Source organism: Ralstonia nicotianae (assembly GCF_018243235.1).
In the GTDB taxonomy this organism is placed as follows: Bacteria; Pseudomonadota; Gammaproteobacteria; order Burkholderiales; family Burkholderiaceae; genus Ralstonia; species Ralstonia nicotianae.
Map to the genome: position 1 here is coordinate 1,926,317 of NZ_CP046675.1, position 17,672 is coordinate 1,943,988.

16 protein-coding genes are annotated in these 17,672 nt (G+C 68.6%); 1 reads left to right on the forward strand and 15 read right to left on the reverse strand.

Annotation, left to right across the window (positions count from 1 at the left end):
- Positions 1 to 141 precede the first annotated feature (141 nt).
- From GO999_RS24235 to GO999_RS24290, 12 genes are all read right to left on the reverse strand, one after another.
- On the reverse strand, positions 142 to 1,620 hold the full coding sequence (locus GO999_RS24235; protein WP_019719291.1) for an aldehyde dehydrogenase family protein: 1,479 nt from the start codon (positions 1,618 to 1,620) through the stop codon (positions 142 to 144).
- A 70-nt stretch (positions 1,621 to 1,690) separates the two neighbouring features.
- The gene (locus tag GO999_RS24240; RefSeq protein WP_165592094.1) at positions 1,691 to 3,157 is read right to left on the reverse strand and encodes an NAD-dependent succinate-semialdehyde dehydrogenase; all 1,467 of its coding nucleotides are present in this window, start codon (positions 3,155 to 3,157) and stop codon (positions 1,691 to 1,693) included.
- Between the two features lie 40 nt (positions 3,158 to 3,197).
- Positions 3,198 to 4,010 carry a 4-hydroxy-2-oxoheptanedioate aldolase gene (hpaI, locus tag GO999_RS24245; protein ID WP_019719289.1) on the reverse strand — a complete coding sequence of 271 codons (813 nt, stop codon included), beginning with the start codon at positions 4,008 to 4,010 and terminating at the stop codon, positions 3,198 to 3,200.
- A gap of 7 nt (positions 4,011 to 4,017) precedes the next feature.
- Positions 4,018 to 4,821: a 2-oxo-hept-4-ene-1,7-dioate hydratase gene (gene hpaH, locus GO999_RS24250; protein ID WP_019719288.1), complete on the reverse strand. Its 804-nt coding sequence runs from the start codon at positions 4,819 to 4,821 to the stop codon at positions 4,018 to 4,020.
- A 14-nt stretch (positions 4,822 to 4,835) separates the two neighbouring features.
- A complete protein-coding gene (locus tag GO999_RS24255) occupies positions 4,836 to 5,951 on the reverse strand; it encodes a cupin domain-containing protein (protein ID WP_019719287.1) in 1,116 nt (371 codons plus the stop codon).
- A gap of 28 nt (positions 5,952 to 5,979) precedes the next feature.
- Positions 5,980 to 6,999, reverse strand: coding sequence for an ornithine cyclodeaminase family protein (locus GO999_RS24260; RefSeq protein WP_165592092.1), 1,020 nt, complete (start codon positions 6,997 to 6,999; stop codon positions 5,980 to 5,982).
- 15 nt (positions 7,000 to 7,014) lie between these two features.
- On the reverse strand, positions 7,015 to 7,602 hold the full coding sequence (locus GO999_RS24265) for a hypothetical protein (protein WP_086004753.1): 588 nt from the start codon (positions 7,600 to 7,602) through the stop codon (positions 7,015 to 7,017).
- 415 nt (positions 7,603 to 8,017) lie between these two features.
- Positions 8,018 to 8,392 (reverse strand): nuclear transport factor 2 family protein, encoded by a 375-nt coding sequence (locus tag GO999_RS24270; RefSeq protein WP_197343060.1) that lies wholly within the window; start codon positions 8,390 to 8,392, stop codon positions 8,018 to 8,020.
- Between the two features lie 90 nt (positions 8,393 to 8,482).
- Positions 8,483 to 9,022 carry a flavin reductase family protein gene (locus GO999_RS24275; RefSeq protein WP_019719283.1) on the reverse strand — a complete coding sequence of 180 codons (540 nt, stop codon included), beginning with the start codon at positions 9,020 to 9,022 and terminating at the stop codon, positions 8,483 to 8,485.
- A 19-nt stretch (positions 9,023 to 9,041) separates the two neighbouring features.
- Positions 9,042 to 10,328, reverse strand: a complete 1,287-nt coding sequence (locus GO999_RS24280; protein WP_240924144.1) for an acyl-CoA dehydrogenase family protein — start codon at positions 10,326 to 10,328, stop codon at positions 9,042 to 9,044.
- A 173-nt stretch (positions 10,329 to 10,501) separates the two neighbouring features.
- Complete coding sequence (locus GO999_RS24285) at positions 10,502 to 11,464, reverse strand: 3-keto-5-aminohexanoate cleavage protein (RefSeq protein ID WP_019719281.1); 963 nt, start codon at positions 11,462 to 11,464, stop codon at positions 10,502 to 10,504.
- A 79-nt stretch (positions 11,465 to 11,543) separates the two neighbouring features.
- Positions 11,544 to 12,581, reverse strand: a complete 1,038-nt coding sequence (locus tag GO999_RS24290; RefSeq protein ID WP_231681452.1) for a homogentisate 1,2-dioxygenase — start codon at positions 12,579 to 12,581, stop codon at positions 11,544 to 11,546.
- A 400-nt stretch (positions 12,582 to 12,981) separates the two neighbouring features.
- Between GO999_RS24290 and GO999_RS24295 the strand changes: the two genes are divergently transcribed.
- On the forward strand, positions 12,982 to 13,404 hold the full coding sequence (locus GO999_RS24295; RefSeq protein ID WP_086004754.1) for a MarR family winged helix-turn-helix transcriptional regulator: 423 nt from the start codon (positions 12,982 to 12,984) through the stop codon (positions 13,402 to 13,404).
- A gap of 19 nt (positions 13,405 to 13,423) precedes the next feature.
- On the opposite strand, the gene GO999_RS24300 is transcribed toward GO999_RS24295, so the two are convergent.
- From GO999_RS24300 to GO999_RS24310, 3 genes are read right to left on the reverse strand one after another with little or no spacing between them, the layout of a single operon-like run.
- A complete protein-coding gene (locus GO999_RS24300) occupies positions 13,424 to 14,515 on the reverse strand; it encodes an HlyD family secretion protein (protein ID WP_211906987.1) in 1,092 nt (363 codons plus the stop codon).
- A 27-nt stretch (positions 14,516 to 14,542) separates the two neighbouring features.
- Complete coding sequence (locus GO999_RS24305; RefSeq protein ID WP_211906988.1) at positions 14,543 to 16,147, reverse strand: MFS transporter; 1,605 nt, start codon at positions 16,145 to 16,147, stop codon at positions 14,543 to 14,545.
- Complete coding sequence (locus GO999_RS24310) at positions 16,144 to 17,631, reverse strand: efflux transporter outer membrane subunit (protein ID WP_211906989.1); 1,488 nt, start codon at positions 17,629 to 17,631, stop codon at positions 16,144 to 16,146. Before GO999_RS24310 ends, GO999_RS24305 begins: the two co-directional genes overlap by 4 nt.
- Between the last annotated feature and the right edge of the window lie 41 nt (positions 17,632 to 17,672).

Sequence of the window (17,672 nt, forward strand, 5' to 3'; positions counted from 1 at the left end):
CGTGGTCGAAACAGGCAAAGCGAATCTCCTCGGCAGGCCGGCGGGCCTGCAGGATCGGTCTCGAAGGCGCGGCGCCGGCGCCCGGGGTCTGCGGCCGTGGCGGGCCGGATGCGCTGCCTCGTGGTCCCCGGCGCGGCGTCGTCAGAAGGGGTAGCTGGGCGGCGCGGACTTCACCGTCACCCATTGCCAGCGCGTGTACTGGTCGATGTCGGCCGGCCCGCCGACCGCGCTGCCGTTTCCGCCCAGGCCCGGCCCGCCGAACGGATTGGTGTAGTCGTTGCTCACGGTCTGGTCGTTGATGTGGAGCATGCCGGCATGAATGCGCTCACCGATGGCCAGCGCCCGCGCAACGTCGCGGCTGATGATGCCGGCCGCCAGTCCGCCGTGGCTGTTGTTCGCCAGCTCGACGGCTTCTTCGTCGGTGCGGAAGGTCACGAGATTCACCACCGGGCCGAACGGCTCCTCGTCGAAGCTGCGCATGCCGGGCTGCACGTTCGAGAGCACCGTCGGCCGGTAGTACAGCCCTTCGCAGGTGCCGCCGGCTTCGAGCACCGCGCCTGCCGCGACGGTGTCCCTGACCACAGCGTCGAAGCGCTCGAGCTGCCGCCGGTCGATCATCGGCCCGAGCGCGACCCCGCCGCTCGCGCCGTCGCCCACCGGCAAGCGCCTGGCCTTGTCCACCAGGCGCTGCCTGATCGCTTCGGCGACGGCCTCGTGCACGAGGACACGGTTGCTCGCCATACAGATCTGCCCCTGGTGAAACCAGGCGCCGAAGGCTGCGGCACTGGCCGCGGCATCCAGGTCGGCGTCGTCGAGGATGATGAGGTTGTTGGCGCCGCCGAGTTCGAGCGAGACCTTCTTCAGGTGCCGGCCGGCCAGCTCACCGATCCGCCTGCCCACGGCAGGCGAGCCGGTGAAGGCGATCATTGGCACGCGCGCATCGGTCACCAGCGCCTCGCCGGATTCGGCGTCGCCGGACAGTACCTGGAGTACACCCGGCGGCAGCCCGGCGTGCCGGAACATTTCGGCCATGATCGCGCCGCCGGAGAACGGCGTGCGGGGATCGGGCTTGAGCACCACGGCGTTCCCCAGCGCCAGCGCGGGCGCCACCGAACGGATGCCGAGGATGAGCGGCATGTTGAACGGCGAAATCACGCCCACCACGCCGTACGGCATGCGCCGCGCGATCGACAGGCGGCCCGGCGTGCTCGGCAGCACTTCGCCCTGCGCGCGCACCGGCAGGCCCGCGCCGAGCTGGCACAGGAAGATCGCTTCCCTGACTTCGCGTTCGCCCTTGGGCAGGACGCCGCCGGTCTCGCGCGCAATGGCCTGCGCCAGTGCCTCGACATGCTGCTGCAGCCATTGTGCCGCGCGCAGGAGCACGGCCGAGCGTTCGCGCGGCGGCAGCGCCGCCCAGGCGGGCTGTGCCTGCGTCGCGTGCGTGATGGCCTCGCGCATGTCTTCGGCCGTGGCGATGCCGGCCTGGCGCAGCACCGCGCCCGTGGCCGGCTCCAGCACCGGCCGCGTGCCGCCGCGCGCCGGCTTCCACGCGCCCTGGTCGAACAGGCGGCCGGTGTCCGCTGCGGCGTCCATGAACGCGAGCGTTTCGAAGGTGCCCATGTTGTCTCCTCCTGCCGGTCGGTCGCCGGCGTTGTGTTGCCGATGAAGTGGGGTCCTGCGGATCCGTGGATCAGAGCGGGTTCGGGTGAAGGCTTCCCATGCACAGATACTTGGTGTCGATGTAGTCCTGGATGCCGTACTTCGAACCCTCTCGGCCCATGCCGGACTGCTTGACCCCGCCGAACGGCGCGGCGGCCGTGCTGATGAGCCCGGAGTTGATGCCCACCATGCCGTACTCCAGGGCAGCGGCAACGCGCCAGGCACGGCGCAGATCGTTCGTGTAGAAATAAGCGGCCAGGCCGAACTCGGTATCGTTGGCCATGCGAACGGCATCGGCCTCGTCCCGGAAACGGAACAGCGGGGCGACGGGGCCGAAGATTTCTTCGTGCGCTAGGCGCATGCCGGAGGTCACGTCGGCCAGCAGGGTGGGCTGGTAGAACGTGCCGCCCAGCGTGTGGCGTGCGCCTCCGGTCAGCAGGCGCGCGCCCCTGGACAGTGCGTCGGCCACCAGTTCCTCGACCTTCTCCAGCGCGGGCGGGTCGATGAGCGGGCCCTGTTCGATGCCTTCATGCGCGCCGTCTCCCACGCGCAGCGCGGCCACGGCGGCTTTGAGCTTCTGCGCGAAGGCGTCGTACACCCCGTCCTGCACCAGCAGGCGGTTGGCGCATACGCAGGTCTGGCCGGTGTTCCGGTATTTGGCGACCAGCGCGCCCTGCACCGCCTCGTCGAGATCGGCGTCGTCGAAGACAATGAACGGCGCATTGCCGCCGAGCTCCAGCGACATCTTTTTCAGTGTCGGCGCGCATTGCGCGGCCAGCACGCGGCCGATTTCGGTCGATCCCGTGAAGCTGAGCTTGCGCACCGCCGGGCTGGCCGTCAGCGTGCCGCCGATGGTCCGGGCGCTGCCGGTGATCACGCCCAGGACGCCCGCCGGGATGCCGGCACGCATTGCCAGTTCCCCCAGGGCCAGCGCGGACAAGGGCGTCTGCGAGGCCGGCTTGACGATCATGGTGCAACCCGCGGCCAGCGCCGGCGCCACCTTGCGCGTGATCATGGCCGCCGGAAAATTCCAGGGGGTGATGGCCGCGCACACGCCGACGGGCTCCTGCGTGACGACGAGCCGCTTGTCCGCCCACGGCGACGGGAGGACATCGCCGTAGACGCGCTTGGCCTCTTCGGCGAACCACTCGATGTAGGCGGCCGCATAGGCGATCTCGCCGCGCGCTTCGGCCAGGGGCTTGCCCTGCTCGCCGGTCAGCAGGCGCGCCAGGTCTTCCTGGTGCTGCATGACCAGCTCGAACCAGCGGCGCAGCAGGCGCGAACGCGCTTCGGCGGTGCGCTGCCGCCACGCGGGCCAGGCGTTCTGCGCGGCCTCGATCGCCTGCTGGGTCTGCACCGCGCCGACGGATGGAACGTGGCCCAGCAACCGGCCGGTGGCGGGGTTGTGCACGGCGAGGGTCTCGCCGCTGTCGGCGTCGATCCACCGGCCGTCGATCAGGCATTGGGTCTTCAGCAGTGCCGGGTCGGAGAGTTGCATGCCGGTCGCCTTTGGGAATGGATGCATGGGGAAGGAGGGTTCAGTAGGCCTGCGCGATGCCGGACCGCGAGGGCTCGTCGCTGCCGCTCGCCCGGTACTGCCGCGCCAGCCTGGAGGCGGCGCCGACGAGCAAGGTGGTGTCCACGCCGACGGCGACGAACAGGGCGCCGTGCGCGAGGTAGGTGGCCGCCAGCTCCGGGTCCGCGGCCAGCACGCCGGGCGCCTTTCCGGCCGCGCGCACGCGCCGGATGCCGTCGCAGATCGCCGCCACCACATCGGGATGCCCCGGCTGGCCCAGCAGGCCCATCGACGCACTGAGGTCGGCGGGGCCGAAAAAGACGCCGTCCACACCGTCCTGCGCCGCAATCGCGTCGAGCTGGGCGAGCGCGGCGGTGGTCTCGGCCTGGACCAGCAGGCACATCTGCGCATCGGCCTGCTGCAGATAGCCGCGGACCTGATTCCAGCGCGAGGACCGTGCGAGCGCGCTGCCGACGCCACGGATGCCGTGCGGCGGATACCGCATGGCCTGCGCCAGACCGTGCGCCTGCCGTGCGCTGTCCACCATCGGCACGAGCAGCGTCTGCGCACCGAGATCGAGCAGCTGCTTGATCTGCGCCGCGTCACCGGTCGGCGGGCGGACAATGGGCTGCGCGGGATAGGGCGCGACGGCGCGCAGCTGGGCCAGGATGGACTGCAGATCGTTCGGCGCATGCTCGCCGTCGATCAGCAGCCAGTCGAAGCCCGTGCCGGCGAGCAGCTCGGCGGCATTCGCATGGGCCAGCCCCAGCCACAGGCCGATCTGCGGACGCCCTTCGCGAAGCGCCTGCTTGAAAGCGTTGTGCGGCATCTGCACGGCGGCCTCACACGAATCGGAACGAGATGCTGCCCAGGCTGCCGTAGTCGGCGTGCAGGGTATCGCCGCGCTGGGCATGGGTCGGCCGCGTGAACGAGCCAGCGAGCACGATCTGGCCGGCCTCCAGGTGTTCGCCGTAGGGGGCGATCCTGTTGGCCAGCCAGGCCACGCCGGTGGCCGGATGATTCAGCACGCCCGCGGCGAGCCCCGTCTCTTCGATGACCCCGTTCTTGTGCAGCAGCGCGCCGACCCAGCGCAGGTCGACGTCGAGCGGGCGCACGGGGCGGCCGCCCATGACGATGCCGGCGTTGGCGGCCAGATCGGAGATCGTGTCGGTGACGCGCCGCATCTCCTTCGTGTCGCGGTCGAACTGCTCGATGCGCGCATCGATGATCTCGAGCGCGGGCGTGACGTATTCCGTCGCGCGCAGCACGTCGAACACGGTCACGCCAGGCCCCTTCAGCGGCGCGCCCAGCACGAAGGCCAGCTCGACCTCGACCCGCGGTGCGATGAAGCGGTCGAACGGGATGTCCGACCCGCATTCGAAGAACATATCGTCCATCAGCGGGGCGAAGTCCGGCTCGCTGATCTGGGACGCCATCTGCATGGCCCGCGAGGTCAGGCCGATCTTGCGGCCCCGCACCTGGCGCCCGTCGGCTTCTTCGAGGCGGACCCACTCGCGCTGGATGGCATAGCCGTCCTCGATCGTCATCTCGGGGTACTGGCGCGAGAAATGCCGCACCTGCACGCGCGACTTGCGCGACGCGTACAGATGCCGCGCCAAGGTCTGGATCGTTTCCTGAGCAAGCATTCGGGACCGTCCGTTCAGGCTGCCTGGCGGTTGGTGGCGAAGCCGAGTTGGCTGCCCAGCACGGCCAGCTCGTGCTTGAGATCCTCCTGCCAGAGCAGCGACTCCATGTGGATGTTCAGCGGCTGGTCCTGCACCGTCAGCTCGTACACCGGCTCGTCGTGGGAGGCATGGTTGTGGACCGCCCAGCCCGGCGCGGAGAGCATCAGGTCGCCGGCCTTCCATTCGTACCGGTTGCCGGCCACGACGCTGTGGCCCGTGCCGTGGAAGTAATAGTTGATGGCCGCCGACACGTGCCGATGCGGACGATCGACGATCTTCGGCGGCCGGATCGTCATCGTTGCGAAGAAGTTCGGGGTGATGCCGTTGGTGCGGCCCGTGGCGGGGTTGTAGTACATGTAGAGGCGGCGGCCGATGTAGTCCTTGCCCAGGGCCTCCAGCTTGTCGAGCTCGGGCTTGACGCGGCTCCACTTGAACAGCATCGGATTGGATACGACGCGCTCGGGGTTGATCAGCACTTCGTACGGCATCAGCAGGCCGCCGTCGTCGCTGATCGGGAAGACGCCGAACGGGTTCTTGCGGCGCGGATCGTCGCTCGCTTCTTCGTGCGCCGCGGCGACCGTGCCGCTGCTCGCGCCGTCCTCGGTGATGTAGATGTCCATGAACTGCAGCAGCGGCGCGTTCGAGTAGGTCAGCCGCACCTGCAGGTCGCGCGTGTCGTTGTGATGGGTGTAGGCGAGGTAGCTCGGGTGGTTCCAGACGTCATAGCGCTCGAAGTCGATGCGCCGGCCGGCGATCTCCGTATGCCCGCCGCCACGGATGCAGAAATTCACCTCGGTCGCGTTGTGGCGGAACGCGGCGGTCGACTCCCCCGGCTTGAGCACCGACAGGCGTACCTGGATGCCCGGCGCGAGCCCGGGCGTATCCGGGCGCGCCATGGGGTGCACCAGCAGCGTTTCGCGGCGGCCGTTGCCGGGCCTGGGGAGCGAGGCGAGGCGCTCGACCTCGGCTTCGATCGTCTCTTTCGGGATGATCAGCGGCGCCCATTGTTCATTGTGGGTTTGGGGCGTCTGGCCGCTGACATCGATCAGGTTCGCGGAATGCGTTTCGAAGTCTCTGCGCAGGTCATGCATCGTCATCTCCTGGTGGCATGGTTGATCGTTATGCGTTTGGGGCGACGGCACTCAGGGCCGTGTCCCCGGCTGCCGTCCGGAGCCGGATCGGCGCCTTCTTCGGTGGATCGATCGGGCGGCCGAGGCCGGCGTGCCGCGCGCGCGCGACCAGCGCGGCGCCGATGGCGACGTCCGAAAGCCCCATGCCCATGGCCTTGAAGAGCGAGATGCGCGTCGGCTGCCAGACGGCCTGGCCGGCGGCGATGACGCTGCCGAGCGTGCGCACGCGGTCCCACGAGCCATCCCCGAAGCGGTGCCTGAACTCGCGCGACAGTTGCTTCACCCCGTCGAGGTAGTCGACGCAGATGGCACCGGCGTGCTCGAAGAGGTCCTGCGCGAATTCCTCGCGGTCCGGGCCGATCGCGCCGATGGCGTTGACATGCGCGCCCTGCCGCAGAAAGCGGCTGGACAGGATGGGCTCGGTGGCGCGCGTGGCGAGCGTAATGACATCCGCGCCATCGGTGGCCGCCTCGACACTCGCGGCGGGAACCGCGCGGATGCCGAGCTCGCGCTCCACCCGGTCCGCGAAGGCCTGCCGGGTGTCGGCCGAGCGCGCGAATGCGCGCAGTTCGGTGATCGGCCGCACCGCGACGACGCTGGCGACCTGGGCGAGCGCCTGCTTGCCGCAGCCGATGATGGCCATGACCGCGGCGTCCGGCGACGACATCCACTTGGTCGCCACGCCGGAGGTGCCCCCGGTCCGCAGGTTGCCCATGGCAAAGGCTTCGATGACCGCCACCAGCTGGCCGTCGTGCGCGTTCCAGAGCATGAGCAGCGGGCACGTGCCGGCCTCGGCGTGCACCCAGCTCTTGGTGCCGACCAGCGTTTCGAGCTGCCCGCCCAGGGCGTGCAGATTGCTCTTGCCATACTGCAGCATGGTCTTGCCCATGTTGCGGGCCTGGCCCGTGCACTCGGCGGCCAGGGAATGCTCCAGTGCCGCAATCGCATCCGGCAGCTGCATCAACTCGACCACGTCTTTTTCGGTCAGCCAGATGGGCTTTGTGCTCATGGTGCTGCCTCCTGTTCAGCGGGTGTTCCTGGCCGGCGCGCCGTCGCCGCGGAAGCCGTCCTCGAAGATCGACGGCACCGGCGGGGCCAGCTCGAGGGTGTTCACGGTCAACGCATGCGTGATGTAGCGACCGACCAGCATCACGATCGCCATCGACTGCGATGGGCCGAGCCGTTCGAGCATGCCGGCGAATTCCTGCTGCGCGTTCTGCGCGCGGGTCTCGACGGCCGCGATCACGTAGCGCTGCACCGCCTTCTGCTCCGCGGTCATCAGGGTGCTCGACTCCGGCTGCAACGCCTCGACCTCGGCAATCCACTCGGCCCCGTAGCCGAGCCGGATGCTCAGTCGCTCGTGCTGGTTCCGCTCGTAGCGGTTGCGCATCAGCGTGGCGGTGGACAGGACCGCGACCTCGGTGAGCGGGTCGGGCAGCGCCTCTTTCAATGCGTCGGTGAAATGCATGAACGAGAGCAGCGCGCCGGGCGCATGCGCAGCGCACTTGAACAGTTCGCCGAGGTACTTGAGGCGCTCCACGCGCGGCGTCAGATACTGGCGGAGGTCTTCCCGCATGTCCTGCAATTCGAGACGGGGGATCGGCGATGGCAAGGTTCGGCTCCTGATGGATGTCGGGATGAGACCGGCACGGGGCGGATGCCGCAGCCCCGCCTGGATGCCGTGTTCGGCGGGCGCATTGCACCGGTGCCGGGGCGCGTTGTCTGCAGTGCTCGAGTGCGTTGTCCGTGCTGGCCGGCCGGTCGGGGCCGCCTCGCGACGAACCTGCCCGCAGGGCCGGGAGCCGGACCGCCGCGATATCGGCGATGCCGATTTCCGCACCGACGGCGCTGGCCTGCATGGCCGCGCCGTTGTCTTGTCTCCTGTCATGAAGCCACAGAATAATCGTGAATCAACATTGGCGGATGTTGATTAATCATCAATGTATTTCGGGGCGCAGGGCTCGCGATGCGCGGCATTGAAAGCGGGCGGCACGACCCTGCAGATCCGGTCGCGCCGAGCCGGCGGCTCAGGCGAACAGCGTCGATATGTCGACGTAAATCTCGAACCTGGAGATGCGGTGGCCGCGCATCCGCCAGATGATGGCCGCCGGATAGCGTTTGCGAACGCCATCCTTTCTCGTGTAGGTCACCTGCAGCCGGGAGAGGATCGTGTCGTCGATGCGCCATGCATCGTCGATCTCGTGCCGCATGCCGTCGACCATGGCCATGAAGCCGCCGAGGTCGTGCTCGATGGCCGCCCGCCCGACCAGCGGGGCCCCATTGGCGAAGCACAAGGTGCAATCGTGGGTCAGGTATGCGGACAGCCTGCGCACGTCCATGGTGTCCGTTTCGCGATACACGCGGCGGACGAAATCGATGGTCTCGTTCATCTGCTCGTTCATGGTGTTGATGCCTGCGGCGGCTTGCGGCAGGGCGGTCCCGCCGCGTTGCCCAGGTGGCGCCCTCGCATGCGATGCCGCGATGGCCGGCCCTTACCGGGCGGTGTGTCCGGCAAGCTCCTGGATGGAGCCCATCTGCCCGGCATGAAAGAACAGCGGCGGATCCTCGGTCGAGGTGAAGCGCTCGATCTTCCCGATCAGGACACTGTGATCGCCTTCCTCGTGCGAGGCATGCAGCCGGCATTCGAACGTCGCGACGCATGCCTTCAATCGAGGGCAGCCGCCAAGGCCCGCCTCAAACATCGACGCGTACGCTTCGAACTTGTCGATGGCCGGGCGGGCGAAATGCAGGGCCAGGTCCTTCTGCTCCATCGACAGGACGCTGACGATGAAGTGCGGGGCGGCCAGAAAGCTGGCGGCACTGCGCGCCGATGTCCGCACGCTCCAGAGGATCAGCGGCGGATCAAGGGAGAGCGATGCGAACGAATTGATGGTCATGCCCTCCCGCTTGCCGAGCGGCCCGACGGTGGTGACCAGGCAGACGCCGGTCGGGAACGCACCCAGCGAGCGGCGCAGCCGCTGCTCTTCGACGCCGGGGGCCGTGACCGTGGGGGTAACCGATTGAGAACACATGATGTTGCCTCCGCAAGACTTAGTACTGGCCCTTGGGCTCGAGGCCGAGCAGGTGCTGGCCGACCATCGACGAGACGGCATCCCAGTTCAGGCTGAAGTGCTTCACGATCATGTTCGAGTCGCGCCACATTCTTTGGATGGGCTGATCCAGCGACAGGCCGGCCGCGCCCACCCCGGAGAACAATGCGTCGACCGCCTGCTGGCACAGGCGCGCCGCGAATGCCATGTCCCGGCGGTTGCGGATGCGCCGGGCCACATCGACATCCTTGCCGTCCAGCGCGAACTGCTCGATCTCCGCCGCGCCGCGGTACAGCAGCAGCCGAGCCGCATCGACCGCCGCGGTGGCTTCCGCAATGCGGGACTGAATCGGGAAGAACTGGCTCAGCCGATTGCCCGCGCCGCCCACCCCGCCCCGGGTGATGCGGTTGCCGCACAGGAGCAAAAAGCTCTCGATGGCGCCTTGCGCGTTGCCGAGCATGGGGGTGGCCAGGCAAATCGGGATCATCGAGAGCAGGGGGATGCGGTAGAGGTAGCTGGGGCTGGCTTGCGCGCCCGGCGGATGACCGCAGGCCGCTTCGGCGAAAGAGAGGAGCCGGTGAGCGGGCACGAACGTCTCGCGATCGATGAGGATGGTCTTCGAGCCCGTTCCTGCCTGGCCGGCCATATGCCAATCATCCTCGATGCGCCAGTCCGATGACGGTACGAGCAGGAAGCCGGCCCCGGGTGGCTGCCCCTCTTTCTCGGGCGGCGTCTGCACGCCCAGCAGCGCCCATTGCGAGTTGTCGACGTTGGAGGCCCACTGCCACCGGCCTTTGACGACATAGCCGCCATCGACGCGATGCGCCATGGCCGCCGGCGCATAGGACCCGCACGCGATGGCATCCGGATCGGCGCCCCAGACGTCCTCCTGCGCCTGCGCCGGAAAGAGCGCGACCACCCATTGGTGGATCGCCCCCAGCGAACAGCCCCAGGCGGACGATGCACACCCCCGCGCGACCTCGCTGACAACGTCGATGAAGGCGGTAAAGCCGTATTCGTAGCCGCCGAATCGGGCTGGCTGCATCAGGCGGAAAAAGCCGGCATCGCGAAAGCGCGCGATCGTCTCCTCCGGAATCCGGCGCTCGCTCTCTGTGCGGCGGGCGTTGTCCTGGAGAAGGGGCACGAGTGCGCGCGCGCGCGCGGTCAGTTCGTCCACCGGAGGCACGTCGGCGGCATGCGATGTCCGGCCCGGCCCGCCGAACGGCACGGCGGAGAAAGAGAAGAAACGTTGGTCGGCCGTCTCGCCGGCCATGTGCGGTTCCTGCATGGGTCCATGCTCCTTGGTTGGGGTTCGGCTGCGGTGCGCTTGTTCTTCGGGCGGGGCACTGTGCAGCGCTTCTGCTTCTGTTGGCGCGCCGGCGCCCGGGGACCTCGGCGACATCTTCGATGCGCGAGATCGGATTCGCGGCGCGCCGGCAGGTACGGCAGCCCGTCGACGGATCAGGTGCGGCCGGGCTTCCCGATGAGCGCGCGATACGCGTCGGCCGTCGCGGGGGCGCGGCCGTGCAGCGCGGCAATGTCCCTGGCCATGGAGAACATCTCGAGGTTGTCGTTCAGGCGCTCGTCGCTGTTCGGGTACTTCCAGGGGGTGTCTTCCGTGCCCACCCGGATGTGCAGCCCCATCATCGTCGCCAGCGTGGTCATGTACAGCGTCGCCCGGCCCGCGGCGCAGACCGTGATCACGGAGGTCGGATCGATCTGGCGGATCTGGTCAACCATCAGGAACATGTGCCGCGCCATGTCCTGCGTGTTGCTGACCCACGTCCCCGAGAGCAGGCTGCGCCCGACGCTGAAGGGCAGGCCGTAGAGGATCAGCCAGTTGTAGGGCTTTTTCAGGATGCCGGTGTCGATGAGCTTGCGCTTGGCAAGGTCGATCTCGCCCGAGCTGTGCACCGCCAGCTCCGGCTTGACGCCATATGCCTCCAGTGCCTGGATGGCGGGCACCATGAAGGCGTCGGGGTGGCCGGGTGCGCACGGCGCGACCTCGGCGAGACCTTCCCGTGCGGGACTGACGCAGACGTCAAAGGTCGTGCCGTTGAGGACGTTGAGGTTCGGCACGAAGTTGTTGCCGAACCGTTGCTGCAGCGGCGTCAGGACGGCTCCGTAGGCCTCGACCGGCGGCACATCGCGGTCCAGGCGGCGACCCTTGTCGTCGGTGACCCACGTGAAGTCGATGTGCACGCCGCAGGCGCCGGCCTCGATCACGTCGGAGGCCGCGTCCACGTAGCGCTGGATCGACGTCGGCGCTGCATGCCCGGTGCCGTCAAACCGCCCCGAGACCGCCACATTGATGGCGATTTGCCTGGGCACTTCCCATTTCGGCTGGACTTCGGCCGGCGCATGGAACTGGTACGTCTCCATCTCCAGCCTGGCGGCTTCCCAAAGCGGCAGTTTTGCGCTCATGATTGCTCCTTTTTAGGCAAAGCGATTCCCTCGGCACGGATGCGCCGATTGTTCGAAAAAGCGGGGTGGGTGGGCTGGACTAGGTGCCGGCGCTCGGATGCCGACCGTAGTTTCCGGTTTCCATCAGTGCCGACACGGCGAGCGCTTCCGGCGTGAAGCGCAACGTGGCGCGCGTCTCAAGCAGCCATGCCTGGTATCCCTGCGGGACGGCTTCGTTCGGGCCGTGATGAATGACGCCCTTGGGGACCCACGCGAGCGTTCCCGGCTCGGTGCAGGCCCCATAAGCGCCCGGTCCGCCGACGTAGAGGATCAGCTCGTCGAAATCCGCGTTGACATGCACCGGCGGCCGGCCGCCCGAGCGCGAGCTCAGGTTGAACATCAGCGACTCGCCGCCGCGCGTGGACAGGAACATCGAAGGCGGGCCGCCGTCGGGTTCGTAGGCATGCAGCTGGATGTTTTTCAGATTGAGCTTCCAGACCGGCACGCAGGCGGACAGTTGCCGCCCCAGCGCGAGCGGATCGTGGGGCACGACGTAGGTCGTCACTTCGTCATCGGCCGTCTTGAGCACCAGCTTGCCTGGGCCGCCGGCGTCGACCTCGGGGTCGATCTTCGCCGGGTGGACGTCGCGCGCGTAATTGATCATGCCGAACGGCGCCGGCGGGGTTAGCGTTGCCGCCGACGGATATTCGAGAATCACGCTGCGCATGCTGCCCTGCGTGGGCGCATAGCGATAGGCGACGGAGCGGGGGATGCAGACGAAGTCGCCTTCCTCGGCGAGCAGGCTGCCGACTTCGGTATCGAATCGGACCTGGCCGGACTGGATGAAGTGCAGCTCATCCGCTTCGGCGTTCCTGACCGTGAACGGCATGGGCGTCTTGCGCGCCGAGGTGAGCAGGCGTACGCCCAGCTTCGATGTTGCGATCACGCTCGGGAGGGCATCTGCCGTGTCCCGGTCAAGCGGGACCAGCTGTTCGAGCACCAGGCGCCTCGGCGCATGCACGCCCGCCACCGATACATAGTCGGGCGCGTAGTTGCGCCGCGTCACGACTGAGGCCGGGCCGGCAAATCCTTCGCGTGTCCACAAGTGCGGAAAGCCTGCGGCTGCATGACTGCTCATGTTGTCTCCCGTGGGGCCATCCACCGCCGATCGCAGCATCGCGCTGGGGAACGCTGGCAGCGGTTTGCGGCAGGCCCCGGTCTGTTGTTGGCTACAGTGGTCCGCTCGCAATTGCCTGGCAAAGCGACGGCCTCCAGAACACCCGCGTGTAAAATGATACGGAATCAGATCATTCGATATCGGATGATATGATCCCAATTTACCTGGATCAACCAAACTAGTGAAATCACCTATACAGGACTGAGCGTGCCCAGGACGTGACGACCATGAGAGTGTTCCAATGACGAAAGCGCAAAGAAAAGCCGTTCCGCCGGACGAAGGTCCGGGGGGCGTTTCCCGCCGGCACCATGCCGGCAAGTCGGCGTTGGCGTTCGACGAACGCGACCGGACGATCGCGTGGATGACGCGGACGATCCACCGGCTGTACAACGTCAACGCCCAGCGGATCCTCGACCGCGAAGGCGTGAACATCGCCCACTGGTACTACCTGCGCGTGCTCGCCGAGCGCGGCATGCTGAATCAGCTCGAACTCAGCAAGCGGGTCGGCATCGCCTCCACCACCGCCGTCACCGCGCTGGACAATCTCGAGAAGCGCGGGCTGGTGCGCAGGTCGCGCGATACCAACGACCGGCGCAAATACTTCGTCAGCATCACGGATGAAGGCCAGCGGCTCATCGATGAACTGATGCCCGATATCGAGCAGATGCTCGTGGACTCCGTGCAAGGGATTCCCGCCGCCGAGATGCGCACGTTCTGGGCCGTATTGCAGCGGATCGCCGACAATCTTTCCAAGACCGCGGGCAACGAAACCGTGCTCGACTAGGGGCCGGAAGCGCCCGTCCTCACGACGACGCGATCGCCTTCGCCGGGCTTTTCCCCGGATGCGTCGCCTGGGTCTCCTGGGCCCGCACATCGATGGACGGGCGCACCGACATGCCGACGCGCAGCAGGCGGGCGTCTTCCTGCCCCGGCTCGATGCGGATGCGCACCGGCAGGCGCTGGACGATCTTGGTGAAGTTGCCGGTGGCGTTATGGGGCGGGGTCGTGGAGAAGCTGACCCCGCTGGCCGGCCCGAGGCTTTCTACCCGACCCTTGAGCCGGACGTTCGGCAGCGCATCCACGGTGATGGTCGCCGGCTGCCCGACCCGCACGTGGGCGAGCTGCGTCTCGCGGAAGTTGGCCTCCACGTAGACCGCGTCCAGCGGGACCAGCGTCAGCAACGGCTGGCCCACGCGGGCATAGCCGCCGACGCGGGCGCTGCGCTGGGCGACCACGCCGCTGACGGGCGCGATCACGCGGGCGTAGGACAGGTTCAGCTCCGCGGTCGCCTTTTCTGCTTGCGCCGACAGCAGGCTCGCCCGCGCCTTCTCAAGGTCCGCGCGCAGGATCGCGGTCTGCTGCTCGGCCGAGTGCAGACCGGCCAGGTCCCGCTCGCGCGCGGCGCGCTGGATATCCCATTGCGCGTCGGCCTGCTGCTGGGCCTGGACCGTGCCCGAGCCGTCGCGGGCCAGATTGGCGAAGCGGTTGCGGTTGGCCTCGGCGAGCTTCAGATTGGCGCCGGTGGCGGCGACTGCCGCGCGCGCCTGTTCGATCGTGCTCTGCTGCCGGGCGATCTGGGCTTGCAGGCCGTCAATGGTGGCCTGGGCGCTGGCGATGTGGGCCTTCGCATTGTCGGCGGCGATGCGCAGGTCGCGCTCATCGATGCTGGCCAGTGGGGCGCCGGCCTGCACCTCTTGGTGGTCGGCGACCTCCACCCGGGTGATGGTGCCGGCCACCTGCGAGACGATCACCGTGGAGTCGGCCTGCACATAGGCATCGTCGGTGCTCTGCTCGGAAGCCTCGGACTCCGGGCGATTCAGGACGAGGAAGGCGCCGGCCAGCGTGGCAGCAACAGTGAGGCCGGCAAATGCACGAAAGCGAGAGTGTGTAGTCATGGGATACCGCTGTTCTGGAACAAGGGGTCAATGCGCCGTACCGGTCTGCGTGCCTGCCGGCGGCGTGGCCTGGGGCGTGCGCGTCTGCGCCGGCGCGGGGATGTACTGCAGCTTCAGGACGATCGGGATGAGCAGCAGCGCCAGCCATCCGAACACCCGGTAGACATCGGCCGCCGCCAGCACGCCGGCCTGCTGGGAGACCATCGCGGCAAGCGTGAGCGCGCCGGGATCGGACGGTGGCAGCCGGGGCAGCAGGTGCCCTGCGTGATCGAGCAGCATGTCGGCGTGGAAATGGCTGCGCACGGTCGTGAGCTGGCCGATCAGCGCGCCGCCGAGCACCGAACTGAATGCGCGGAACGTGTTGACGATGCCCGCCACAGAAGGGCCTTCCATCGGCTGGACCACGCTGGTGGCCAGGAACAGCAGCGCGATCACCGCCATGGGTTGCCCGATGGCCTGCAGGATCTCGGCCCACATGAATTGCGGCACCATCCATTCGCTCGTGATGCCGGCGCCGAGCCAGCAGGCCGCGGCAATGCAGGCCAGCCCCGCGGCGAAGACATGGCGCGCGTCGACCCATCGCTGGTACAGCAGCAGCGCGACGGCGGGGCCCAGCACCAGCTGCGGCAGCCCGACGATCAGCCCGATCGAAGCCATCTGCTCCATGCGGAACCCCTGCAGACGGCCGAGCAGGCTGGCGGGCAGGGTCACGGCCGTGGCCATCGTCATCAGCAGGCAGACGAACACGCTGAAGCCGACGCCGAGGTTGCGGCGCCCGAGCATCTGCAACTGCATGAAGGGCGCCGGATGGCGCCACTCGCTGGCCAGGAACAGCGTCGTGAGCACGATGCCGACGCCCAGCGCGGCGACGATGAGGGGGGAGTGGAACCAGTCCAGGCGCACTCCCTGGTCCAGCCCCGCCACCACCAGGGCCAGCCCGGGCACGCCCAGCGCCATGCCGAGCCAGTTGCCTTGCTTCAGCCGCGACAGCGCGGGCGGCATCTTCGGAACGCCCCAGGCGACCAGCCCCATCGCCACCAGGCCGAGGGGGATCGCCTGCCAGTAGACCCAGCGCCAGTCTTCCAGCCGATCCACGCACAGGGCGGCCAGCCAGAGCGCGACGTTCGGCGCGAACGTGGCGGTCATCGCGTACAGCGCCAATCCGTGCAGCCGGATCGGCGGCGGCAGGAAGCGCAGCGCGGACATCATCAGCATGGGAATCAGCGCGCCGGAGAGCAGCCCCTGGAGCGCACGCAATGCCAGCAGCAGCGACAGGCTCTGCACGAACGGCAGGATCGCGGACAGGACCAGGGCGCCGGCCAGCATCGCCAGGTGGAAACGCCGCATCGAGAAGGTGACGGCGAACCACGTGGCAAAGGGCATGGCGGCCAGCTCGCCCGCGGCATAGGCGGTGTTGAGCCAGGAGGCGTCATCCTGCGCAAAGCCCAGGGCACCCTGCACATCGGCCAGCGCCAGGCCGGGGACGCGGTTGTTCAGGCCGGACAGGATGGCCGCCAGCAGCACCCCCAGCAGCCCGGCGGCGAGGCGGACACCGAATGCCGGCGGCGGAGCGGAGGGCGGGGGGGCGGTTCCCGCCGGTCCGGGCGTGGGCGTGGACACGGGTTGGGTCATGACGCGCTTCCCGAGGGGGCAGCGTCTGCGCGCAGTTGCGAAGACCAGCCCCCGCCAAGGGCGCGATAGAGCCCGACGACCGACAGCGCCGATGCCGTCGAGCAGTCGATCAGCTCGGCATGGCTGGCCAGCAGCGAACGCTGGGCCACCAGCACGGCGGTGAAGTCGGCCGTGCCTTGCTGGTAGGCGCGCTGCGCCACCTTCAGCGCCGTCTGGTTCTGGTCCAGCGCGAGCTGCAGTTGCGCGTGCCGCCTCAGTTCGCTGGCGTGGGCGCCGAGGGCGTCGTCCACCTCGTGCCAGGCGCGCAGCACCGTTTGCTGGTACGCGATGGCGGCCAGGCGATGGCGCGCTGCGCTCAAGGCCAGGTTGCTCTTGAGCCGGCCGCCCTCGAAGATCGGCAGATACAGCGTCGGCCCGAAGGCGTAGCGCCGGGACGCCCAGCTGCCCAGGTCCGAGAAATCGAAGGCCTGCACGCCGGCGCTGCCGGTCAGGCTGATGCGGGGGTAGAAGTCGGCCTCGGCCGCGCCGATGTCGGCGACGGCGGCACGCAGCCGCGCATCCGCCTGCAGAATGTCCGGGCGCTGCCGGGCCAGTTCAGAGGGGATGCCCACCGGCAGGCGCTTGGGCATGGCCGGCAGCGCCGCCGCGGCGAGGCGGTCGTCCAGTTCCCGCGGCGGCTTGCCCAGCAGCAGCGCCAGGGCGTTCATCAGGGCCTCGCGCTTGTGGTGCAGCTGGGAGAGCCGCGCATCGATTCCGGCCACATCGGCGCGTGCCGCGGCCGCGTCGAAGCGGGTGGCCACGCCATGGCGCTCCCGGCTTTCGGCCATGCGCACCAATCCGTCCGCGAGCTGGCGGTTTTGCTCGGCAACGGACTCCTGGGCCTGGACGCCGCGCAACTGCAGATAGGTGTACGCCACTTCCGCCGTGATCGACACCCTGACCGCCTCCTTGCCGTAGCCGCTGGCTTCGAGATTGGCTTCGGCGGATTCGCTCTGATGGCGCAGGCGCCCCCAGAGGTCCAATTCCCAGCCGGCCTCCAGGCCGAGCAGCCAGGTATCGGAGGCCCGCGTCGGCGCGCCGAGCACGGCCAGCGGCGAGTGCTCGCTGATGGCCGAACGGGTGTACCCGGCATCCGCCGCCAGCTGCGGCTGGCGCGCGGCATCGGCCAGCCCCAGGCGTGCCCGGCTTTCTTCGATGCGCGCGGCGGCGCTCTGGAGATCCAGGTTGGATTCGGTGGCCTCGGCTTCCAGGGCGATCAGCGTCGCGTCGCCGAACAGGTCCCACCACTGGGACGGCACGGCGGTCTCGGCCAAGGCGGGTTCGCCCGCCACGACGGCCGCCCGCGAGCGCAGCGCCGCCTCGGGCGATGCAAGGGCGGGCCCCCGAACGTCGGGCGCGGTGACGCAGCCGGCGAGCGCCAGGGCCAGCGCTGGCGCGCTGCATGCGGCGCGGCGAAGGTCCCAGCGTTTAGTAGCACGGTTCATACGAGTCCTTGATTCATGGGGTGGCACCGGGCGCGCACTCG